This is a genomic window from Streptomyces sp. NPDC002018 (assembly GCF_042890865.1).
Lineage (GTDB): Bacteria > Actinomycetota > Actinomycetes > Streptomycetales > Streptomycetaceae > Streptomyces.
The window spans coordinates 86,277-112,520 of the sequence record NZ_JBIASO010000024.1 but is presented as its reverse complement, the minus strand read 5'-3'; the positions used below and the strand labels follow the sequence as shown (position 1 = coordinate 112,520).

1 protein-coding gene and 1 pseudogene are annotated in these 26,244 nt (G+C 70.3%); both read right to left on the bottom strand.

Features of this window, described 5'->3' with window-relative positions; translation table 11 throughout:
• Positions 1-25: 25 nt before the first annotated feature.
• Positions 26-10,546: pseudogene (locus ACFYYH_RS30285) on the bottom strand (SDR family NAD(P)-dependent oxidoreductase); the annotation flags it as partial.
• Between the two features lie 60 nt (positions 10,547-10,606).
• Complete coding sequence (locus ACFYYH_RS30280) at positions 10,607-26,158, bottom strand: SDR family NAD(P)-dependent oxidoreductase (RefSeq protein WP_388557658.1); 15,552 nt, start codon at positions 26,156-26,158, stop codon at positions 10,607-10,609.
• Positions 26,159-26,244: the final 86 nt, after the last annotated feature.

The window sequence follows — 26,244 nt, the reverse complement described above, 5'->3', positions numbered from 1 at the left end:
CGCGGGCCCACGCCCGTACGGCTGTTCAGTCGAGGGCGATCCCGAATTCCTTGCCGATGAAGTCGTAGATCTCGTCTGCGGACGCGGACTGCAGGCCTTCGGTGACATCCACGACCCGTGTCGTCGTCTCTTGTTCGCTCTTCTCGTCCCACCGCGTCAGAAGGTTCTTCAGGCGCACCTTCGCCTGAGCCCTCGCGATGTCGTCCAACTCGACCGCTGCCAGGGCGGATTCGAGTTGTTCGATGTGATCGAGTACGTATTTCTCGGGTGACGCGCCGGCGTCGACCAGTTCGGCCCTGAGATGGTCGGCGAGCGCCTGCGGCGTCGGGTAGTCGAAGATCAGGCTGGCCGGGAGCCGCAGTCCGGTCACCGTGGTCAGCCTGTTGCGGAAGTCCACGGCGGTCAGCGAGTCGAAGCCGACCTCGTTGAACGCCCGGTCGCGGTCGACGGCGTTCGGGTCGGCATGGCCGAGTACGGTGGCGGCCTGGCCGCACACCAGATCCGTGAGGAGCCGCTCCTGTTCCTGCTGCGGAAGGCCCGCCAGCCGTCGGGTCAGCGAGTCGGCACTTCCGGGCGCGGTGGCAGCGGCGGCACCACGGCGGGGCGTGGTCCGCACCAGGCCGCGCAGCACCGCCGGCAGCGCCTCGCCCTGTGTGCGCAGCGCCTTGAGGTCCAGGCGCATGGGCAGGGTCCAGGGCTCCCCGGTGGCGACAGCGGTGTCGAAGAGCGACAGCCCTTCCTCCGTCGTCAGCGGCACCAGTCCCGCGCGCGCCATCCGCTGGAGATCCGCCTGCCCGAGGTGCCCGGTGATACCGCTGCTCCGGGCCCACAGGCCCCACGAGAGGGTGGTCACCGGGAGCCCCTGGGCCCGCCGGTGACGGGCCAGTTCGTCGAGGAAGGCGTTGGCAGCCGCGTAGTTCGCCTGGCCCGGGGCGCCGAAGACCCCCGCCGCCGAGGAGAACAGGACGAAGGCGGACAGCCCCTGGTCCCTGGTGAGTTCGTGCAGATGCCACGCGCCGTCGGCCTTGGGGCGCAGTACGCCGTCCATCCGCTGCGGGGTCAGGGAACCGATGACACCGTCGTCGGCCACACCGGCGGTGTGGACGACCGCCGTCAGTGGATGCTCCGGGGGAACGGCGGCCAGCAACTCCGCCACCGCCGCACGATCGCCGACATCGCAGGATACGAGGGTGACCTGTGCCCCGAGTGCCTCCAGTTCGGCGCGGAGTTCCCCGGCCCCGGCGGCGGCCGGCCCACGGCGGCCGGTCAGGAGCAGATGACGTACGCCGTGCGCGCTGACGAGATGCCGGGCCAGCAGTCCGCCCAGCACACCCGTGGCACCGGTGATCAGTACCGTTCCCTCGTGGGACGCGCCACGCAGGAGGGTGCCGCGTGGCTCCGCCGGGGATGTGCCGGTGTCGCTGCCCGTGCCTGTGCTTGTGCTTGCGCTTGCGCTTGCGCCGGCGTCCGTGCTCGTGCTTGTGGCCGTGCTTGTTTCGGCGTCCGTGCTCGTTTCGGCGGCCTGTGCCAGCCGGGCCAGCCTGGGCACACGGAGGTCACCGTCACGCACGACCACCTGGGGCTCTCCCACAGCAAGTGCGGCGGGCAGTGCCTGCCACGACGCGTCGTTGCCGTCGATGTCCACCAGTGCGATCCGGCCGGGGCTTTCCGTCTGTGCCGTCCGCAGCAGTCCCAGCGCCGACGCCAGCGCGAGGCCAGCGGGGGCGTCGGCGTCGGTGGCGACGGCACCCCGGGTGACAACGACGAGCCGTGACGCGTCGAGGCGTTCGTCGGCAAGCCACTCCTGGGCCAGGCGCAGCACGCGGTGCGTCAGAACCCGCACCTCGTCGGCGCTCCCCTGCCTCTCCGCCGTGCTGTCCGGCGCGGCGGGCAGCGAGGCGAACACAACGGCGGGTACGGAGTCACCGGCATCCAGCGAGGCCAGCAGCGAGCCACTGTCCTCGTACGAAGGAGGAGTACCACCGAGCCGTCCGGCCACCCCCAACTCGTCGGCCCCCAGGAGAGCCCATGCCTCCGGCTCGTCCGGGAGCGCGGCCGTCGCGGATGTCGCGGCCGTCGCTGTGGCAGCCGTTCCGGAACCGGCGACGGCCGGGGCGGATGCCGGAGCAGGTACCGGGGCGGAGACCCAGTCGAGCCGGAACAGCGCGTCGTGATACGCGGTGCGCATGCTCCGCAGAGCCTCGGTGGAGACCTCACGCCAGAGAAGCGAGTCCGCCGTCAGCACCGGCGCGCCCGTGCTGTCGGCAGCCGTCACCGACACCGTGTCCGTACCGGTCGGGCGGAATCGCACCCGTAGCGCCGACGCGCCTGTGGCATGGAGCTGGACACCGCTCCAGGAGAACGGCAGAGCAGGGGCTGCCGCGTCCTCCAGCGCCGTCAGCATGGGCGCGTGCAGGGTCGCGTCCAGGAGCGCCGGGTGCAGGGCGAATGCCCCGGGCCCCTCGGGCCCCTCGGGCCGCTCGGGCCCGTTCGCCTGGCCGTCACGGCCGCCGCCCATGCCGCCGGCCCCGGAGGGCAGGACCACCTCGGCGAAAATCTCGTCGTCGCGCCGCCAGACGCGACGCAGCCCCTGGAACGCCGGACCGTACGCATACCCCTGATCGGCGAGGGAGCCGTAGATCTCGGTGGGTTCGAGCTCCACCTCGGTCGCACCGGGCGGAGGCCACTCGGTCAGCGCCGTGCCCGATGCCGTCGCCGTGGCGGCAGGCGCCCCGGCCGACGACCCACCCGGCACGATCGTGCCCGTGGCGTGCCGGGTCCACGGTTCGTCGCCGGTGTCGCCGGATTCGGGCCGCGCGTACACGGCGAACGCACGGCGCCCTCCTTCCTCGTCGGCCTCGTCAAGAGTGAGCTGAAGCTGTACGGCACCCTGTTGGGGGAGGGTGAGGGGCGCGGTGAGAGTGAGCTCGTCGAGGCGGTCGCATCCGACGTGATCGCCCGCGTGCAGCGCCAGTTCCACGAAGGCCGTCCCAGGCAGCAGGACCGTGCCGAGGATGGCGTGGTCCGCGAGCCAGGGATGTGTCTTCAGGGACAGCCGCCCGGTCAGCACCACCCCTTGGCCGCTCGCAAGCTCCACGGTGGCGCCGAGCAGCGGATGCCCGGCAGCACTCAGCCCAGCCGACGCCACATCACCCACGTCGGCGGACGGCTGAAGCCAGTACTGCTCCCGCTGGAAGGCGTACGTCGGCAGATCCACACGCCGGGCTCCCGTGCCGTCGAAGAACGACGACCAGTCCACACCCACACCCCGAACAAAGGCCTGAGCGACAGCCGTGACGGCGGTCTGCGGCTCGGGACGGTCACGGCGCAGAAGAGCAATGGCGGCCGTCTCCTCCCGGTTGCTGACACATTCCGGGATCAGCGCGGACAGCACACCATCCGGACCGAGCTCCAGGAACGTACGGACCCCCTCACCCTCCAGGGCACGCACGGCGTCAGCGAACCGCACCGGACGCCGCACATGCTCCACCCAGTAATCAGCGCAGGCGATCTCACCGCTGACGGACTCCCCGGTCACGGCCGAGACCACCGCCAGGCGCGGCACGGAGAACGAGATATCGCTGATCGCGGCACGGAAGTCCGCGAGCATCGGCTCCATCAACGGCGAATGAAACGCATGACTCACCGCCAACCGCTTCGTCCTACGCCCCAACGCCTCCAATGCACCGGCGACTTCAAGAACCGCCGCCTCAACCCCCGCGATCACCACCGACCTCGGGCCGTTGACCGCCGCAACACTCACCCGGTCCTCACGACCGACGAGAAGCGGCACAACCTCATCCTCGGCCGCCTGTACGGACACCATCGCCCCACCGGAGGGCAACGCCTGCATCAACCGGCCACGCGCAGCCACCAACCGAGCGGCGTCCTCCAGCGAAAACACCCCCGCCACATGAGCGGCAGCGATCTCACCCACCGAATGACCAGCCACCACATCCGGCCCCACACCCCACGACTCCACCAGCCGAAACAGGGACACCTCCAACGCAAACAGCGCAGGCTGCGTCACACCCGTCCCATCCAGCCCCTCCCCCGACCAGGCCGCCTCCCGCACCAACGGGTCGAAGTACGCACACACCTCGTCAAACGCCCCGGCGAACACCGGAAACGCCTCATACAGCTCCCGACCCATCCCCGCACGCTGCGCACCCTGACCCGTAAACACCACACCAAAACGACCAGAAACCACCGACCCCGACACCACACCAACACCAGAACCAGGCGCAGGATCAGGACCAGGCCCAGCAGCCGCTTCACCGGCCAAAGCCTCCAGGCCGCTCAGGAGTTGGTCGCGGCTCTCGCCCAGCACCACCGCACGCCGCTCGAACACCGACCGCGACGACGCCAACGACCACCCCACATCCACGGCCGAGGCACGGCTACCGGCCGCAAACGCCCGTAGTCCCTCCGCCTGACCCCGCAACGCCCCGTCCGACCGGCCCGACACCACCCACGGCACCACCGGTACCGCCCCCACCACCGGAGCGGCCCCGTCTGCGAGATCCTCGGTCTCCGCCACCAGCTCAGGGGCCTGCTCGATCACCACATGCGCGTTCGTTCCGCTCGCGCCGAACGACGAGACGGCCGCCCGCCGGGGCCGGCCGGTCTCCGGCCACTGCCGGGCCTCACGCAGCAGTTCCACCGCACCCGAGGACCAGTCGATGAACGGCGACGGCTCATCCACATGCAGCGTGCGGGGCAGCACACCCTCCCGCATCGCCATCACCATCTTGATCAGGCCCGCGACGCCGGCGGCCGCCTGCGTATGCCCGATGTTGGACTTCAACGACCCCAGCCAGAGCGGACGTTCCGCATCCCGCCCCTGCCCGTAGGTCGCGAGCAGCGCCTCGGCCTCGATCGGATCGCCCAGCCGCGTCCCCGTACCATGTGCCTCCACCGCGTCCACATCGGTGGTGGCCAGCCCCGCGGAAACCAATGCCTGCCGGATCACCCGCTGCTGCGACGGACCGTTCGGCGCCGTGAGCCCATTGCTCGCGCCGTCCTGATTGACCGCCGAGCCACGCACCAGCGCCACCACCCGGTGCCCGTTCCTGCGGGCATCCGACAGCCGCTCGACCAGCAGCATCCCCGCGCCCTCGGACCAACCGGTCCCGTCGGCCGCAGCCGAGAACGCCTTGCACCGGCCATCGGCCGCCAGCCCACGCTGCCGGCTGAACTCGATGAAGGTGCCGGGGGTCGACATCACCGTCACGCCCCCGACCAGCGCCATCGAGCACTCGCCGGACCGCAGCGCCTGGGCCGCCAGATGCAGGGCCACCAACGACGACGAGCACGCCGTGTCCACCGTCAGCGCCGGGCCGACGAGTCCCAGGGTGTAGGCGATACGGCCCGCGACCACACTCGCCGCGTTGCCCGTCATGAGGTAGCCGTCGATGTCCTTCGGGGCCCGCGTCATCATCGTGGCGTAGTCCTGGCCGTTACCTCCCGCGAAGACCCCGACCTGCGTGCCGCGCACGGTCTCCGGGTCGATGCCGGCGCGTTCGAAGGCCTCCCACGCGGTCTCCAGCAGCAACCGCTGCTGCGGATCCATCGCCAGCGCCTCGCGCGGGGAGATACCGAAGAAACCAGGGTCGAACTCCCCTGCCTCATGGAGGAATCCGCCCTCCCGCGCGTACGTCGTACCCGAACGTTCCGGGTCGGGGTCGTACAGTCCCTCGACGTCCCAGCCCCTGTTCACCGGGAACCCGGACACCGCGTCGGTGCCGTCGGCCACGAGTTGCCACAGGTCCTCGGGAGAGGACACGCCACCCGGGTAGCGGCAGGCCATCCCCACGATCGCGATCGGCTCGTCGAGGCCGACAGCCGTGGACGATCCCGGTCCCCCGGCCGCCGGCAGTGTCGCGTGGGCACCGAGGAGTTCGTTCCGCAGATGGTCGGCGACGGCACGGGGAGTCGGGTGGTCGAAGACGACGGACGCCGGAACGCGCAACCCCGTGGAGGCGTTGAGCCGGTCCCTCACCTCCACGGCGGTGAGCGAGGTAAGACCCAGTTCACCGAAGTTCTGCCGGGGTTCGACCGACTCGGGAGTGGCGTAGCCGAGGACCGACGCCACCTCGGTGCGTACGAGGTTCAGCAGCAAGCGATCCTGTTCGGACTCGGGCAGTCCTGCGATCTCGCGGCGCAGCGCGGCTGCCCTACCGTCTCCGTCCAGCGGCTCGTCCGTACGCTCCGAGGCGGCAAGAGCGGTGCGGAGTTCCGGCAGGTCCTCCACCGTCCGGCGGACACGGGGCGGGATGCCCAGGCCCAGGACCCGTTCCCAGTCGACGTGGGCGATCGTGACACACGCCTGTCGCTGCCTCATCAGGGTGTCGAGGACGGAGAAGGCGCTCTCGGCGGGGATGGGTACGAGCCCCTGGTCGGGGCGGTCGCCCAGGGTGGAGGTCTCGGTGAGGTCCGGGGCCTCGGAGACGTCGGAGCTGTCCGTGGCGTCCACGGCATCCACGGCGTCGGAGGCGGTAGGTCCCCAGGAGACGGAGGTGGCCACCAGACCCTGGGCGCGCCGGTGGCAGGCCACCGCGTCCGCGAAGGCCTGGGCGGCCGCCGCGCTGCTCCTCCCGGGGCTGCCGATGATGGTGGCCGCCGATGAAAGCAGGACGAACGCCGAGAGGTCGGTGTTCCGGGTGAGTTCGTGCAGGTTCCACACCGCGTCGGTACGGGCGCTGATCACCTGGCCGATCTGCTGGGGGCCCGGGGACTGAGCGGCCGGGGCGGTGCCCTCCGCGTTCCCGGCCTCCGAGTTCCCGGCCTCCGCGCTCCCGGTCCCAGCGTTCCCGTTCCCGTTCCCGTTCTCGTCCTCCTTCTCCTCGTCCTCGGCGAGGCCCGCGGCATGGAAGACGGCGGTCAGGGGACGCTCCGCGGGCACCAGGGCAAGCGCCTGGGCGAGGGCGGCACGGTCGGTCTCGTCACAGGACAACACCGTGACACCGGCGCCGAGTTCACTCAGTTCGTCCGCCAGCTCCGCCAGGCCGGGGGCGGTGGCGCCGGCGGCGTCGCGGCCCGTGAGGAGCAGGTGCTCGACTCCCTGGCCCACAAGTCGGCGTGCCCATGCCTGCCCCGTTCTGCCGGTGGCACCTGTGACCAGCACGGTTCCGTGCGGTGCCCAAGTCGGTGCGGACTCCTCCTCGGTCGGTGACGGTTCGGGGGACCGGTTCATATGAGCAAGGCGACGGGCGTAGTTGCCCGATCGCCGTACGGCCACCTGGTCCTCGCCGTCGGCCGAACCGGTGATCACCGCGACCACACGCGCCCAGTCCCTCGTGCGAGGAAGGGCCGGGATGTCCACCACGCCGCCCCAGGTCCGTGACCTCTCCCAGGCGAGGACCCTCGCCAGACCCCAGAGGACCGACTGGGCGGGTTCACTCACCGCGTCGTCCGCGTGAACGGAGACGGCGTCCCGCGTCACACACCACACCGGAATCGCGAGCCCGGCCTGTTCGACCGTCTCGATCAGATTCAGAGCAGCGGTCGCGATACGTGGTCCCGGCCGGTCCGCCAGAAGCGCGTGCAGCGAGATCACACCACGGACCGGGGCCTCGTCCGTTGCCCCGGCCGTGATCAACTCCGTATCGAGACCGGCTGCGCCGAGGACCACAACCACAGCACGCGCGCCAAGGGCGCCGAGGGCCTCGACGACGCCCCGTGCTTCGGCGGCCTCTTCGTACCCCTCCGGCACACACACCAGCCAGGTCCCGGACGCTGTCGTCGTCCTGGCGGGCTCACCGATCGGCTTCCAGACGACCTGGTACTGCCAGGGGTCGGCGGCGGATGTGGCGGACGCCTGCGGGAGCAGCCAGTACCGGTCCCGCTGGAAGGCATACGTCGGCAGATCGACACGCCGGGCACCCGTGCCGCCGAAGAACGACGACCAGTCCACACCCACACCCCGGACGAACGCCTGAGCGACAGCCGTGACGGCCGTCTGTGGCTCGGGACGGTCACGGCGCAGAAGAGCGATGGCGGCCGTCTCCTCCCGGTTGCTGACACATTCCGGGATCAGCGCGGACAGCACACCGTCCGGACCGAGTTCGAGGTACGTACGGACACCCTCACCCTCCATGGCCCGCACGGCGTCAGCGAATCGCACCGGGCGCCGCACATGCTCCACCCAGTAATCAGCGGAGGCGATCTCGCTGGTAACCGACTCTCCGGTCACGGCGGACACCATCGCCAAACGCGGCGCGGAGAACGAGATATCGCTGATCGCGGCACGGAAGTCCGCGAGCATCGGCTCCATCAACGGCGAATGAAACGCATGACTCACCGCCAGCTTTTTGACTTTGGTGCCTTGCTCGACCAGAGACACAGCGATGGCCTCGACCGTGTCACCGTCACCCGCGATCACCACGGACCTCGGACCGTTGACCGCCGCAATACTCACCCGGTCCTCACGACCGACGAGAAGCGGCAGAACCTCATCCTCGGCGGCTTGTACGGACACCATCGCCCCGCCAGCGGGCAGCGCCTGCATCAACCGGCCACGCGCAGCCACCAACCGAGCCGCATCCTCCAGCGAAAACACCCCCGCCACATGCGCCGCCGCGATCTCCCCCACCGAATGACCAGCCACCACATCCGGCCCCACACCCCACGACTCCAGCAACCGGAACAGGGCCACTTCCAACGCAAACAGCGCAGGCTGCGTCACACCCGTCCCATCCAGGCCCTCCCCCGACCAGGCCGCCTCCCGCACCAACGGGCCAAAGTGCGCACACACCTCATCGAACGCCCCGGCGAACACCGGAAACGCCTCATACAGCTCCCGACCCATCCCCGCACGCTGCGCGCCCTGACCCGTAAACACCACACCAAAACGACCAGAAACAACCGACCCCGACACCACACCAACACCAGAACCAGGCGCAGACCCGGCAGCCGCACCACCCGCCAAAGCCTCCAGGCCGCCCAGGAGTTGGTCACGGCTCTCCCCCAGCACCACCGCACGCCGCTCGAACACCGACCGCGACGACGCCAACGACCACCCCACATCCACAGCCGAAGCACCACCGCCGGCCCCGAACACCCGCAACCGCTCCGCCTGACCCCGCAACGCCCCGTCCGACCGGCCCGACACCACCCACGGCACAAGCCCAGGCGGAGGAGCAGACACAGTCGTCTCCTCAACCTCCGCAGCAGGCGCCTGCTCGATCACCACATGCGCGTTCGTCCCGCTGACGCCGAAGGACGAGATGCCGGCCCGCCGGGGCCGCCCCTCCGCCGACGGCCACTCACGGGCCTCACGCAGCAGCTCGACCGCACCCGACGACCAGTCCACATGCGGTGACGGCTCATCCGCGTGCAGCGTGCGGGGCAGCACGCCCTTCCGCATCGCCATCACCATCTTGATCACACCGGCGACACCGGCGGCGTGCTGCGTATGCCCGAAGTTCGACTTGACCGACCCGAGCCACAGAGGACGGTCCGCGTCCCGCCCCTGCCCGTAGGTCGCGATCAGCGCGTCGGCCTCGATCGGATCACCCAGCCGCGTCCCCGTACCGTGCCCCTCCACCGCGTCCACATCGGCGGCCGACAGTTGCGCGTTCGCCAGGGCCTGCCGGATCACCCGCTGCTGCGACGGGCCGTTCGGCGCCGTGAGCCCATTGCTCGCGCCATCCTGGTTCACCGCGGAACCACGTACCACCGCCAGGACCCGGTGTCCGTTCCGGCGGGCGTCCGACAGCCGCTCCAGGAGCAGCATCCCCACGCCCTCGCCCCACCCCGTGCCGTCGGCGGCGGCGGCGAAGGACGCGCACCGGCCGTCGGCGGACAGGCCACGCTGGCGGCTGAACTCGACGAACGTCCCGGGCGTGGACATCACCATCACACCCCCCGCCAGTGCCAGGGTGCAGTCGCCGGAGCGCAATGCCTGTGCCGCGAGGTGGAGGGCGACGAGCGATGACGAGCAGGCGGTGTCGAGCGTGATCGCGGGGCCGACCAGGCCCAACTGGTAGGCGATCCGACCGGACATGACACTGGCGGTGCCGCCGGTCAGCATCAGGCCTTCGACGCTCTTCGGTGCCTCGTGCATGCGGGGGCCGTAGTCCTGGCCCGTGGCCCCGATGAAGACGCCGGTCGCTGTGCCGCGTACCGAGGCCGAGCCCGGGTCCATACCCGCGTGCTCGAAGGTCTCCCAGGCCGTCTCCAGCAGCAACCGCTGCTGCGGATCCATCGCCAACGCCTCACGCGGCGAAATACCGAAGAACCCCGCGTCGAAGTCCGCCGCGCCGTGGAGGAAGCCACCCTCCCTCGCGTACGAACGCCCCGACCGCCCCGGGTCCGGGTCGTACAACCCGTCGACATCCCACCCCCGGTCCACCGGGAACCCCGACACCGCGTCCACACCGTCCGCCACCAGCCGCCACAAATCCTCCGGCGACCCCACCCCACCCGGAAAACGACACCCCATACCCACGACGGCGACGGGCTCGTGTTCCCTGTCCTCCGCCTCTCGCAGCAGCCTGCGCGCCTCGCGGGCGTCGGAGACGGCCCGCTTGAGATAGTCGCGGAGTTTCGCCTCGTCTGCCACGTCTTCCCCCTGAAGTAACCGGTGTGCTCGCGGATGTGGGTGTCAGCCGAGGTCGTCGACGAGCGCGAACAGCTCGTCGTCGCTCGCGGATTCGATATCGGGTTCGTCGGCAGCGTCGGCACCGGCCGCACCGTTGGCACCGGCCGCACCGGTGCCGACGGCGGCTCCACGTCCCGCGCCGCCGCCGTTCCTGGTCCCAGGGCGCCCGCCGCCGCCTTCGCCGCAGATGGCGAGGAGTTCACCGAGCCCGCTCAGCAACCGGTCCCTGCCGGTCTCGTCGTCCGCGTCGGCGATCGCGGCGGACAGCGACATCTTCAGCCGTTCGATGTCGGCCAGTGCCGAGGACGTGGTGGAGACCTCGTCGAGGACGAGCTGCCGGCGCAGATGACGGGCGGCCTCGGCGGCGGTCGGGTGGTCGAACACCAAGCCGGCCGGCAGCCGGAGCCCGGTCACCGCGCCGAGCCGGTTGCGCAGCTCGACCGCCGTGAGCGAGTCGAACCCCAGCTCCTTGAACGCGCGGTCCTGGTCCACGCTCTCCGGGCTGCTGTGCCCGAGGACCGTGGCGACCTGTGCCCGTACCAGGTCCACCAGGACCCGTGCCCGCTCCTGCTCGGGCAGGCCCGCCAGCCGCTGCCGCAGGTTCGCCGCCGCGCCCTCGCCGCCGCCCGCTTCGCCCGCCACCGACCTACGGGTCCGCCGGCCGCCACCCCGGCCTCCGGTATCCGTACGGACCAGCTCGGCCAGCACGACGGGCAGGGCGTCGCCCTGGGCCCGTAGCGCGGTGGTGTCGAGCCGGGTGGGTGCCACGACGGGTGTGCCGAGCCGCCGGGCCGCGTCGTACAGGGCCATTCCGTCCTCGGAGGACAGTGCCAGCAGCCCGCTGCGGGTCATGCGCTGCCGGTCGGTGTCGCTGAGGTGCCCGGTCATACCGCTGGCCTCGGCCCACAGTCCCCACGCGAGCGAGGTGCCGGCCAGGCCCTGTGCCCGGCGGTGGGTGGCGAGCGCGTCGAGGAACGCGTTGGCGGCGGCGTAGTTGGCCTGACCGGGTGTGCCGAGGAGGCCCGCGAACGACGAGTAGAGCACGAAGGCCGCGAGGTCGTGGTCCCGGGTCAGTTCGTGGAGATGCCAGGCCGCGTCGACCTTGGGCCGCAGGACCGTGTCCAACTGGCCGGGCGTGAGCGAGGCCACGACGCCGTCGTCGAGAACACCCGCGGTGTGGACGACGGCGGTGAGGGGGTGCTCGGCCGGTACGGTGGCGAGCAGTGCGGCCAGCGCGTCGCGGTCGGCGACATCGCAGGCGGCGACGGTCACCCTCGCGCCCAATGCGGTCAGCTCCGCGGTGAGTTCCGCGGCTCCGGGCGCCCGGTCACCACGGCGGCTGACGAGCAGCAGGTTCCGTACGCCGTGCTCGGCCGCGAGATGCCTGGCGACGAGTGTCCCCAGGACGCCCGTGGCGCCCGTGACCAGGACCGTGCCGTCGGGGTCGTGGGGAGCGGGCACGGTGAGGACGACCTTCCCCACCCCCTTGGCCTGGGAGAGGTGCCGGAACGCCTCGGGTGCCCGGCGTACGTCCCAGGTGGTCACGGGCAGCGGTCGCAGCACTCCCTGTTCGAAGAGCGCCAGCACCTCGGCCAGGATCTCCTGGAGGCGTTCCGGCACCGCGCCCTCGCTGCCCGGTTCGGTCCGGGCGAGCGCGGTCAGGTCGTACACCTGGTAGCTCACTCCCGGGTGTGCCGCTTCCACCGCCTGCGTCTCGCGGATGTCGGTCTTGCCCATCTCCAGGAAACGGCCGCCGTCGGCCAGCAGCCGGAGCGAGGCGTCGATGTACTCGTCGGCCAGGGAGTTGAGCACCACGTCCACGCCCCTGCCGCCGGTCGCCTCCAGGAACCGGTCGTGGAAATCGAGGGTCCGGGAGTTGGCGATATGGGCGTCGTCGAGACCGAGGGAGCGCAAGGTTTCCCACTTGCCCGGACTGGCCGTGCCGTAGACCTCCGCACCGAGGTGGCGGGCCAGTTGGACCGCCGCGATGCCCACACCACCGGCCGCCGCGTGGATGAGCACGGAGTCGCCGGGTCGGACCCGGCCGAGGTCGACCAGGCCGTAGTAGGCGGTCAGGAACACCACCGGCACCGACGCGGCCCGGGTGAAGGACCACGCGTCGGGGATACGGGCGACCAGCCTGCGGTCGGCCACGGCGACGGGTCCGAACGCGCCGTCGAAGTAGCCCATGACCCTGTCGCCCGGCGCGAGGTCCGTCACCCCCGGGCCGGTCTCGAGAACCACGCCCGCGCCCTCCGCGCCCATCAGCGCGTGCTGTTCGGGCACCATGCCCAGGGCGATGAGCACATCGCGGAAGTTCAGTCCGGCCGCACGGACGCCGATACGGACCTGGCCGGGGCCGAGGGGCCGGGTGACCTCCGGGCACGGCACGATCTCCAGGTTCTCCAGCGATCCCTTCTCCGTCAGGACCAGACGCCACTCCGGCGCCCCGGCGGGCGGTTCGAGGGCCGCGCGGGCCTGGGCCCGGCTCTGGGGAGTACCGGCCCCGACCCCTGCCCCGGCCCGGCTCTGGACCGCCCGTGCCAACCGGGGCGTACGGATCTCGCCGTTCCTGACGGCGAACTGCGGCTCGTCGCCGGTGAGGGCGGTCGGCAGCGCCTCCAGTGAGGCGGGCGCCGCGTCGACATCGAGGAGAACGAAACGGCCGGGATTCTCCGTCTGCGCGGTACGGACCAGACCCCACGCACCCGCGTGCGGCAGGTCCGTCACATCGCCGGTGCCCGGTGACGCGGCGACCGCACCCCGGGTCACCACGGCCAGCCGGGACGAGGCGAAACGCTCGTCGGCCAGCCAGGACCGGACGGCGCCCAGCAGACGGTGGGCCACCGTCCGTGTGGCCTCGGGGATGTCCCCGACCGTGAGCCCGAGGGCATGGTCGCCGCCGTCGGGAAGCGGGGCCGCGCAGAGCAGCACCACGGGTGGTACGGGGGCTCCGGCCTCGACCGCCTGGGCCAGGGCAGCCAGGTCCGCGTAGGAGGCGGGACGCCCTTCCCGGCTGCCGCCGCTCAGGGCGTCGGCAAGCCGCAGGGTGTCGTCGCCCAGAACCGCCCAGGAGGAGGTTCCTTCCGGCGCGTCCGCGTCCGAGGGGGCAGGCTCCGTATCGGTCGGCGCGGCGGCGGCGACCCAGTCCAGGTGGTACAAAGCCTCGTGTTCGATGCCGGTACGCTCCGGCAGCAACGCCTTCCGGTCCAGGGGGCGCAGGGTCAAGGCGTCCGCAGTCATCACGGGGGCGCCCGTCGCGTCCATGACCTCCACAATCACCGACACGTTCTCCGTCTCCAGGGCGCCGGCCTCGGACACGGCGAGCCGTACCCGCAGTGTCGAGGCGTGGGAGGCGTGAATCCGTACACCGGTCCAGGAGAACGGCAGCACTGCCTGTCCCGTGTCGCCCTCCTGATCGGCCACGCCGGGGAGAAGCATGTGCAGTGCGGCGTCGAGGAGTGCGGGGTGGAGGGTGAAGGAGCCCGCCTCACTGCTCTGTTCGTCGGGCAGGGCGACCTCGGCGAAGACCTCGTCCCCGCGCCGCCAGGCCCGGCGCAGCCCCTGGAAGGCAGGACCGTAGCCGTACCCCTGCTCGGCGAGCCGTTCGTAGGCGCCTTCGAGTCCGACTTCCACGGCTCCGGGAGGAGGCCACGCGCCGGAAGGAACGAGGGCGGGCCGGTCGGCGGCGAGGGTGAGGATGCCGGTGGCGTGCCGGGTCCAGCCGGCGTCGGCGTCGGTGTCGGGCCGGGAGTGGACACTCACGTCCCGACGCCCCGACCCGTCCTCCGCACCCACCACCACCTGCAACCGCACCGCCGACCCCTCCGGCAGAACAAGCGGCGCAGCGAGGGTCAGATCCTCGAGAAGGTCACATCCCACCTGGTCACCCGCGTGCACGGCAAGCTCGACAAAAGCCGTACCGGGCAGGAGAACCGTGTCGAGAACGGCATGATCAGCGAGCCATGGATGCGTCCGCAGGGACAGCCGGCCGGTCAGCACCACACCGCCACCGTCGGCCAGTTCGACCGCCGCACCCAGCAACGGATGCCCGGCAGCCCGCAGACCGGCCGTCGCCACATCACCCTTCGCCTCGGGCGCACTGAGCCAGAAACGCTCCCGCTGGAAGGGATACGTCGGCAGATCCACCCGCCGCGCACCACTGCCAGAGAAGAGCCGCGCCCAGTCCACCTCCACACCCCGCACCCACGCCGCCGCCACCGAAGACAGGAACCGCTCCAGACCACCCTGGTCCCGACGCAACGAACCCACCACCACCGCATCCGACCCGGCCGCCTCGACCGACTCCTCCACCCCATACGTCAACACCGGATGAGCGCTCATCTCCAGGAAGGCGTCATGCCCCTGCCCGAGCAGCGCCTCGACAGCCTCACCGAAACGGACCCGCTGCCGCAGATTCCGGAACCAGTAGTCGGCGTCCATCACGCTGGTGTCGATCACCGCGCCATCGACCGTCGAGTGGAACGGGATCCGGGAGGGACGAGGCTGGATCGGCGCGAGAGCTTCCTTCAACTCGGCCTCGATACGCTCCACATGGGCCGAGTGGGAGGCGTAATCAACCGGAATACGACGAGCCCGCACCCCCTCCCCCTCAAACTCAGCCACAAGTGCGCTGATCGCCTCCGCATCACCCGACACCACCGTCGAACGCGGACCATTCACCGCCGCCACACTCACCCGACCATCAGCACCGATCCGCTCCTCCACCACCCCCACCGCAAGCGGAACCGACGCCATACCCCCCAACCCCGCAAGCTCACGACCAATCACCCTCGAACGCAACACCACCACACGCGCCGCATCCTCCAACGACAACACACCCGCCACCACAGCAGCCGCAATCTCCCCCTGCGAATGACCCACCACCACCCGCGGCACCACCCCCAACGAACCCCACAACCCCGCAAGCGACACCATCACCGCCCACGACACCGGCTGCACCACATCCACCCGATCCAACCCACCACCCCCCAACAACACCTCCCTCAACGACCAATCCACAAAAGGCGCCAACGCCTCCTCACACCGCCCCATCCACTCCCCAAACACCCGAGACTCACCCAACAGACCAGCCCCCATCCCCACCCACTGAGACCCCTGACCAGGAAACACAAACACCACACCCGAACGCACACCCGACGCGGACCCCACCACCGCCTCCGCCACCGCACGCCCCGAGCCCAGCCCCTCCACCCCGGACACCAACCGCTCACGACCCCCACCCAGCACCACCGCACGATGCTCGAACACCGACCGCGACGACACCAACGACCAACCCACATCCACCACACCCACACCCACACCCACACCCACACCACGATCAGCAGCCACAAGCGTGTGAAGCTTCTCTGCCTGAGCGCGCAGCGCGTCGTCCGACCGTGCCGAGAGAACCCAGGGCGTCACCGCCGGCTCAGGGGCGTCGCTCCCAGGCTCTTCGGCCGCATCAACTTCAGCCTGTTCGATCACTACATGCGCGTTCGTCCCGCTGATACCGAACGACGAGACCGCCGCCCGCCGGGCGCGGCCCGTCTCCGGCCAATCCCGGGCCTCACGCAGCAGTTCGACCGCACCCGAGGACCACTCCACATGCGGTGACGGCTCGTCCACGTGCAGCGTGCGGGGCAGGACACCCTCCCGCATCGCCATCACCATCTTGATCACACCCGCGACACCCGCCGCCGCCTGCGTATGACCGATGTTCGACTTCAACGACCCCAACCACAAAGGACGCTCCGCATCCCGCCCCTGCCCGTACGTCGCGAGCAACGCCTCGGCCTCGATCGGATCACCCAACCGCGTCCCCGTACCATGCGCCTCCACCACATCCACATCACCCGAACCAAGACCCGCCGACACCAACGCCTCACGAATCACCCGCTGCTGCGAAGGACCATTCGGCGCCGTCAGCCCATTACTCGCACCGTCCTGATTCACCGCCGAGCCCCGGACGAGCGCGAGCACCGAGTGGCCGTTCCTACGTGCGTCCGACAGCCGTTCCAGCAGCAGCATTCCCACGCCCTCACCCCAGCCCGTGCCGTCTGCCGCCGAGGAGAAGGACTTGCAGCGGCCGTCGGGGGACAGCCCGCGCTGGCGGCTGAACTCCACGAAGGTGCCGGGGGTGGACATGACCGTCGCGCCGCCGGCCAGCGCCATCGAGCACTCGCCGGATCGCAGCGCCTGCGCCGCCAGATGCAGGGCCACCAACGACGAAGAACACGCCGTGTCCACCGTCACCGCCGGGCCCTCAAGACCGAAGGTGTAGGCCAGACGGCCCGAGAGGACACTGCCGGTGTTACCCGTGAGCAGGATGCCCTCCAGTTCCTCCGGCATCGCATGCACGGGCGGTGCGTAGTCGTGGTACATGAGGCCGGCGAACACCCCGGTCCGGCTGCCCCGGAGGAGGGCGGGGTCGATGCCCGCCCCTTCGAAGGTCTCCCAGACCGTCTCCAGCAGAAGCCGCTGCTGCGGATCCATGGCCAGGGCCTCGCGGGGCGAGATACCGAAGAACTCCGGGTCGAATTCCCCCGCCTCGTGCAGGAACCCGCCTTCCCGCACATAGCTCTTGCCCGCCCGGTCGGGGTCGGGGTCGTACAGCTCCTCGTCCCAGCCACGGCCGGTGGGGAACGGGGAGATGGCGTCCGTACCGTCGGCCACCAGCCGCCACAACTCCTCGGGGGACGAGACCCCGCCCGGGTAGCGGCAGGCCATGCCCACGATCGCGATCGGTTCGTCGGCGGTGGAACGTACCGCCGGTGCCCCCGCGGTTCCCGCCCCCGCCCCCGCCGCCTTCGCGGCCTCGGCGTCCTCGGCGGTGTGCGTGTCGAGATACCGCTCCATGAACAGACCGACGACGGCGTCGGTGGTCGGGTAGTCGAAGATCAGCGTTGTCGGCAACGTGAGTCCGGTCGCCGCGTTGAGCCGGTTGCGAAGCTCGACCGATGTCAGGGAGTCGAACCCGATCTCCTTGAACGCGCGGTCGGCGGCCACCGCACCCGCTCCCGCGAGGCCCAGTACGGCAGCCGCGTGTTCCCGCACCAGTGCACGCAGGGCCCGCCGCTGTTCCGGCTCGGCCAGCGCGGACAGCCGTTGTACGAAGGGGAGGGAGCCGACCGTCCCTCGGCGCCCGTTCTCGTCACGCTTCGCAGTACGCCTCTCGGCACGCCTGCGCGCCGGGCCGACGAGGTCCTGGAAAAAGGCGGGGACATCGTCCGACGCCGCCCTGGTTCGCAGCGCCGTCATGTCGAGGCGCATGGGCACCAGCAGGGAGGTCGTGTTCGCCGCGCCCTGCTCGCCCGTGCCAACGGCGGCGTCGAACAACGCCAGGCCGTCCTCCTCGGGCAGAGGCGCCACGCCGGTACGTGCCATGCGCGCCACGTCCTGACGCGCGAGCCCGTCGGCCATGCCCCTGGTTCCTTCGGCAGCTCCAGCGGCTCCGGCAGCTCCAGCGGCTCCGGTCTGCTCCCACAGACCCCACGCGAGCGACAGGGCGGGCAGGGCCTGTGCCCGCCGGTGCGCGGCGAGGGCGTCGAGGAAGGCGTTGGCGGCGGCGTAGTTCGCCTGCCCCGCGGCGCCGATGAGGCCGGAGATCGACGAGTAGACGACGAAGGCGGAGAGGTCCAGATAGCGGGTCAGTTCATGCAGATTCCACGCGGCGGTGACCTTGGGACGCAGGACGTCGTCCAGCCGCTCGGGGGTGAGGGCGGTGACGATTCCGTCGTCCAGAACACCGGCGGTGTGCACGACGGCGGTCAATGGGTGCTCCGGGGGCACCAGGGCGAGGACATCGGCCAACTGCTCGCGGTCCGCGGCATCGCAGGCGGCCAGCGTGACGTGGCTGCCGAGCGCGGTCAGCTCGTCGCGCAGCTCCGGCGCGCCCGGCGCCTCGGCTCCGCGGCGGCTGAGCAGCAACAGACGGCGTACACCGTGCGTGCGTACCAGGTGACGGGCGAGCAGCCCGCCCAACTGTCCGGTCGCACCGGTGATCAGTACCGTGCCTTCGAGGGCGAGGGGAGGTGCGGGACGGGAGGGGGCCGGTACCCGGGCCAGGCGCGGTACATGGATCTCGCCGTCCCGTACCGCGACCTGCGGCTCGCCGGTAGCCAGAACGGCGGACAGCAATGCGCGGAACGCTTGCGGAGAGTCCGCGTCCACGGCGTCGTCCACGTACAGCTCGTCGTCCACGTCCAGCAGCACGAATCGGCCGGGGTGCTCCGTCTGAGCGGTCCGCAGCAGGCCCCAGACCGCCGCGAGGGCCGGGGCCGCCCCCGTACCGGCGGCGGTTTCCACGGCGCCCCGGGTCATCAGTACGAGCCTGGCGGAGGCGAACCGTTCGTCGGACACCCAGGTCTGCACAAGCTCCAGTGCCTGCCGTGTGAGGCCGCGCGCCGCTTCGGCCGCGTCCACACGGGCGCCACCGTCTTCGTCGGCGACGGGTCCGGTCAACGCCAACGCCACCACCGAGGACACCTCCGGAACTCCCGGTGCCTCAGGTGCCTCAGGTGCCTCAGGTGCTTCCGGTGCTCCCGGTGCTTCCGGTGCTCCTGGTACTCCCGGCGCCCCCGGCGCTGTGACGTCACCGTCGTGCAGAAAGGACAGCAGCGACCGGACATCGCGGAACAGTGGAATGGCAGCGGGCGTCCCACCGGCCGCTCGGACGTCGAGCCGGGGCCGGGCGTGCTTCTTCCAGGTCACATGGAAGAGCGATGCGGAGTGCTGGGGAGCCGAGGCACGCAGCGCGTCGCTCGGGATCTCACGCCAGACGAGGGATTCGACGGCGGCGACCGGCCTACCGGTGCCGTCCGCGATGTCCAGCGCCACGGTGTCGGGGGCGGTACGGACGAGGCGTACGCGCAGAGTCGAGGAGCCTGCGGTCCGGACACTCACTCCCGCCCAGGAGAAGGGCAGGTCCAGCCCATGGCCGGCAAGGGCGTCACCGTCGGCTCCCCCGGTCCCGTCGGCACCGGGGAGGAGCAGCGGGTGCAGGGCGGAATCCAGCAAGGCCGGGTGGAGTACGTACTCCTCCGTGCCGGTCGTCCCCTCCTCCGGCAGTTCGACCTCGGCGAAGATCTGCCCGTCGCGCCGCCACATCCGGCGCACCCCCTGGAACGCGGGTCCGTAGCCGTAGCCACGCTCGGCGAGCCGGTCGTACATCGTGTCGGTGTCGAGTTCCAGTGCGTCGGCGGGAGGCCACACCGACAGCGCGGAGTCGGCTTCCTCGGACGCCACGGCTTCGGCGGTGCCGAGTGTGCCGTGGGCATGCGTCACCCAGTCCGCGCCGAGGCCGGTGTCACTGTCACTGTCACTGTGGTCGGCCGGGGACGAGGGCGACATGGACGGCAAGGGAGGCTCGGGCCGGGAGTGGATGCTCAGCTGACGACGGCCTGCGTCATCGGGGGCACCGAGGCCGATCTGGAGCTGTACGGCGCCCTGTTGGGGGAGGGTGAGGGGCGCGGTGAGAGTGAGTTCGTCGAGACGGTCGCATCCGACATGGTCACCCGCGCGCAGTGCCAGTTCCACAAAGGCGGTCCCCGGCAGGAGAACCGTATCGAGGATGGCGTGGTCCGCGAGCCAGGGATGTGTCTTCAGGGACAGCCGCCCGGTCAGCACCACCCCTTCGCCATTCGCAAGCTCCACGGTGGCGCCGAGGAGAGGATGGCCGACGGCGCTGAGCCCGGCGGAGGCCACATCGCCACGGTCCTCCGGCGTCTCCAGCCAGAACCGCTCCCGCTGGAAGGCGTAGGTCGGCAGATCGACATGCCGGGCGCCCGTGCCGTCGAAGAACGACGACCAGTCCACACCCACACCCCGAACAAAGGCCTGAGCGACAGCCGTTACGGCTGTCAGTGCCTCGGGACGGTCACGACGCAGAAGAGCAACGGCGGCGGAGGCAGCGGGATCGCTGACACATTCCGGGATCAGCGCGGACAGCACACCGTCCGGACCGAGCTCCAAGAACGTACGGACACCCTCACCCTCCATGGCACGTACGGCGTCGGCGAACCGCACCGGACGCCGCACATGCTCCACCCAGTAATCGACGGAGGCGATCTCACCGCTGACGGACTCACCGGTCACGGCGGACACCATCGCCAAACGCGGCGCGGAGAACGAGATGCCGCTGATCGCGGCACGGAAGTCCGCGAGCATCGGCTCCATCAACGGCGAATGAAACGCATGACTCACCGCCAACCGCTTCGTCCTACGCCCCAACGCCTCCAATTCACCGGCGACTTCAAGAACCGCCGCCTCAACCCCCGCGATCACCACCGACCTCGGGCCGTTGACCGCCGCAACACTCACCCGGTCCTCACGACCGACGAGGAGCGGCAGAACCTCATCCTCGGCCGCCTGGACGGACACCATCGCCCCACCGGAGGGCAGCGCCTGCATCAACCGACCACGCGCAGCCACCAACCGAGCGGCGTCCTCCAGCGAGAAAACCCCCGCCACATGAGCAGCGGCAATCTCCCCCACCGAATGACCGGCCACCACATCCGGCCCCACACCCCACGACTCCACCAGACGAAACAACGCCACCTCCAACGCAAACAGCGCCGGCTGCGTCACACCCGTCTCATCCAGACCCTCCCCCGACCAGGCCGCCTCCCGCACAGAAGGGTCGAAGTACGAGCACACCTCGTCGAACGCTCCGGCGAACACCGGAAACGCCTCGTACAGCTCCCGGCCCATCCCCGCACGCTGCGCACCCTGACCCGTAAACACCACACCAAACCGACCAGAAACCACCGACCCCGACACCACACCAGGACCAGGCACAGACCCGGCAGCCGCATCACCGGCCAAGACCTCCAGACCGGCGACGAACTGCTCCCGCGCCTCCCCCAGCACCACCGCACGCCGCTCGAACACCGACCGCGACGACGCCAACGACCACCCCACATCCACGGCCGAAGCACCACCACCAGCCGCGAACACCCGCAAACGCTCCGCCTGCCCCCGCAGCGCAGCATCCGACCGGCCCGACACCACCCACGGCACAAGCCCAGGCGGAGGAGCAGACACAGTCGTCTCCTCCTCATCCTCCACAGCAGGTGCCTGCTCGATCACCACATGCGCATTCGTGCCGCTGATACCGAACGACGAGACCGCCGCCCGCCGGGGGCGACCCGTCTCCGGCCACTCACGGGCCTCACGCAGCAGTTCCAGTGCGCCCGACGACCAGTCGATGAACGGCGACGGCTCGTCCACGTGCATCGTGCGGGGCAGCACACCCTCCCGCATCGCCATCACCATCTTGATCACACCCGCGACACCCGCCGCCGCCTGCGTATGACCGATGTTCGACTTCAACGACCCCAGCCAGAGCGGACGTTCCGCATCCCGCCCCTGCCCGTAGGTCGCGAGCAGCGCCTCGGCCTCGATCGGATCGCCCAGCCGCGTCCCGGTACCATGCGCCTCCACGGCATCCACATCAGTGGCCGACAACCCGGCACTGGCCAACGCCCGCCGGATCACCCGCTGCTGCGACGGACCGTTCGGTGCCGTGAGTCCATTGCTGGCACCGTCCTGGTTGATCGCCGAGCCTCGGACGAGCCCAAGCACCGAGTGGCCGTTCCTGCGCGCATCCGACAAGCGCTCGACCAGCAGCATCCCCACGCCCTCGGACCAACCCGTCCCGTCGGCCGCAGCCGAGAACGCCTTGCACCGGCCATCAGCCGCAAGCCCACGCTGCCGGCTGAACTCGATGAACATTCCTGGTGTCGACATCACCGTGACGCCTCCGGCCAGCGCCATCGAGCACTCGCCGGACCGCAGCGCCTGCGCCGCCAGATGGAGCGCGGCCAGGGAGGACGAGCAGGCGGTGTCGACGGTGACCGCAGGGCCGACCAAACCCAGCTGGTAGGCGATCCGCCCCGACATGATGCTTGCCGTACCGCCGGTCAGTACATGCCCTTCGACACCGTCCGGCGCTTGATGCATGCGCGGCCCGTAGTCCTGCGCGGTCGCGCCGATGAAGACGCCGGTCTCGCTGCCCCTCCGGTATTCAGGGTCGATACCGGCCCGTTCGAAGGCCTCCCACGCGGTCTCCAGCAGCAACCGCTGCTGCGGATCCATCGCCGACGCCTCACGCGGTGAGATACCGAAGAACTCGGCGTCGAAATCTCCCGCGGACAGAAATCCTCCACGGGTGAGATAGGTCCTGCCGGAGCTGTCAGGATCCGGGTCGTACAAGGTTTCAAGGTCCCAGCCGCGGTCCGCCGGAAAGTCCGTCAGCGCCTCTCCGCCTTCGGCCACGAGCCGCCAGAGTTCTTCGGGGGAGGACACTCCGCCCGGGAACTGGCAGGCCATGCCGACGATCGCGATCGGCTCGTCCACGGAGACGGCGGCGGGGCGCCACGCGGCCGTGGCGGCATCGGAATCCACCGCCAACTCCGAGAGGAGATATGCCGCCAGTTCGCCCGGAGTCGGGTGGTCGAAGAGCAGTCCGCTCGGCAGACGAAGCTCCGTCGCCCGAGCAAGCGCGTCGCGGAATTCGACGGCGGTCATCGAGTCGAAACCGAGCTCCGAGAAGGGAGCCCTGAGCTCGACCACCTTGGCAGCCGGATAGCCGAGCGCCACGGCCACGTGCGAGGAGACAACCTCGGCCACCATACGTTTCCGCTCATCGCGCGAAAGGCCGGACAGTCGCTGCGCCAAACCGCCTCGCACCACCACCCGCGTACTGTCCGGAGCGGGGGCGGACGGCAGAACGGCCGTAGTGGCATCGGGTCCGGCCGTCAGCGGCAGCCAGTGCCGTTCCCGTTGGAAGGCGTACGTCGGCAGATCCACACGCCGGGCGCCGCTCCCGTCGAAGAACGACGACCAGTCGACACCCACACCCCGGACAAAGGCCTGTGCGACAGCCGTTACGGCCGTCAGCGGCTCGGGACGGTCACGACGCAGAAGAGCAACGGCGGCGGAGGCAGCGGGATCGCTGACACACTCCGGGATCAGCGCGGACAGCACACCATCCGGACCGAGCTCCAGGAACGTACGGACACCCTCACCCTCCATGGCCCGCACCGCGTCGGCGAACCGCACCGGACGCCGCACATGGTCCACCCAGTAATCAGCGCAGGCGATCTCACCGCCGACCAACTCCCCGGTCACGGCCGAGACCATCGCCAGGCGCGGCGCGGAGAAGGAGATGTCGCTGATCGCGGCACGGAAGTCCGCGAGCATCGGCTCCATCAACGGCGAATGAAACGCATGACTCACCGCCAGTTTCTTGAGCTTCCGGCCCTGCTCAGCCAGGGAAACAGCGATCGCCTCGACCGCGTCACCCTCACCCGCGATCACCACGGACCTCGGACCATTGACCGCCGCAACACTCACCTGGTCCTCGCGACCGGCGAGAAGCGGCACAACCTCATCCTCGGCCGCCTGTACGGACACCATCGCCCCACCAGCGGGCAACGCCTGCATCAACCGGCCACGCGCAGACACCAACCGAGCCGCATCCTCCAGCGAAAACACACCCGCCACATGAGCGGCAGCAATCTCCCCCACCGAATGACCAGCCACCACATCCGGCCCCACACCCCACGACTCCACCAAACAAAACAGCGCCACCTCCAACGCGAACAGCGCCGGCTGCGTCACACCCGTCCCATCCAGACCCTCCCCCGACCACACCGCCTCCCGCACCGACGGGTCGAAGTACGAGCACACCTCGTCAAACGCCCCGGCGAACACCGGAAACGCCTCATACAGCTCCCGACCCATCCCCGCACGCTGCGCACCCTGACCCGTAAACACCACACCAAAACGACCAGAAACCACCGACCCCGACACCACACCAGGACCAGGCACAGACCCGGCAGCCGCCTCACCGGCCAAAGCCTCAAGACCGGCGACGAACTGCTCCCGCCCCTCCCCCAGCACCACCGCACGCCGCTCGAACACCGACCGCGACGACGCCAACGACCACCCCACATCCACCGCCGAAACACCACCGCCGGCCCCGAACACCCGCAAACGCTCCGCCTGCCCCCGCAACGCCCCATCCGACCGGCCCGAGATCACCCACGGCACGACGGACACAGCCACCGGCGCAGCCGCCGCAGCCGCCGCAGCCGCCGCCGGCGCGGCCACCTGGGCCGGCGCGCCCCCGGAACGCGCCGCCTCCCCGGTCGGCGCCTCACCGAGTACGACATGGCAGTTGGTGCCGCCCATGCCGAAGGAGCTGACTCCCGCGATCAGAGGCCGCTCGTCCTGCGGCCAGGGGCCGAGCTCCGCCTGCACGCGCAGGTTCAGCCCGTCGAGGTCGATGTGCGGATTGGGGGTCTCATAGTTGAGGCTGGCGGGGAGTTCCCGGTGGCTCAGGCTCAGGGCGGCCTTGATGAATCCCGTGATTCCCGCGGCGCCTTCCAGGTGGCCGACGTTGGTCTTGACGGAGCCCACGCGCAGGGGACCGCGCCGCCCCGCCACCGTGCCCAGCGCCGCGCCCAGGGCGGTGGCCTCGACAGGGTCGCCGACCTTCGTCCCGGTGCCGTGCAGTTCCACGTACTGAACGTCCGCGGGCCGGACTCCGGCCTGTGCGCAGGCGGCGCGCAGCACGGCCTGCTGGGCGGCGGCGCTGGGGGTGGTCATACCGGTGCCAGCACCGTTGTTCATGGCGCTGCCGTGGATGACGCAGTAGACGCGGTCACCGTCGGCGAGGGCGCGCGTCAGGGGCTTGAGGAGTACGGCACCGCCGCCCTCACCCCTCACATAGCCGTCGGCGCGGGAGTCGAAGGTGAAGCAGCGGCCCTGTGGGGACAGTCCGCCCCACTTGGCGGAGATGACGGAACTCTCCGGCAGCAGGCTGAGGTTGATCCCGCCGGCGATCGCCTGGTCGGACTCTCCCTTGCGCAGGCTCTCGCAGGCCAGATGGAGAGCGACGAGGGAGGAGGACTGGCCGGTGTCGACGGTCAGGCTGGGGCCCTGGGCCCGCAGGAAGTACGACAGGCGGTTGGCGATGATGCCGCGGTGGATACCGGTCATGGCGTGCTGGGCGCCGTTCCCGGCCGTTCCCGCGGCTCCGTGCACCATCCGGGCGTAGTCGTCCCAGATCGCTCCGACGAAGACACCCAGCCTGGTGCCGCCCACTGTTCCGGGGAGGACACCGGCGTCCTCCAGGACCTCCCAGCCGAGTTCGAGCATGAGCCGCTGTTGTGGATCCATGTACTCCGCCTCACGGGGCGAGACATGAAAGAAGTCGGCATCGAAGAGATCGATCCCGTCCAGGAAAGAGCCGAATGGGGAGTTCATACGGCCGGGGGCCGATGGTGACGGGTCGTAGAATTCCTCGGCGTTCCAGCGTCCTTCGGGAACCTCGGTCACCGTGTGCCGACCGCCCCGGAGCAGGTTCCAGAACTGCTGGGCCGAGGAAGCCTTCGGGTACCGGCAGGAGATCCCCACCACCGCTATCGCTTCCTCGCGCCCCGAGGAAGCGTCGTACTCGACGTTGTTGTACTCGGCGCCCGCCGTTTCGTTCATAGCCCGCCCCGCCAGCAGTAGCAGCAATTCCAGCACATCAACTGCATCATGCATTTACGCGATTCAGGCTAACGAGGGGGCGTTCCACCCGACCCCCTAAACAACCCCTATGCTGTTGCCCCTTTCATGCCGGCCTTCAT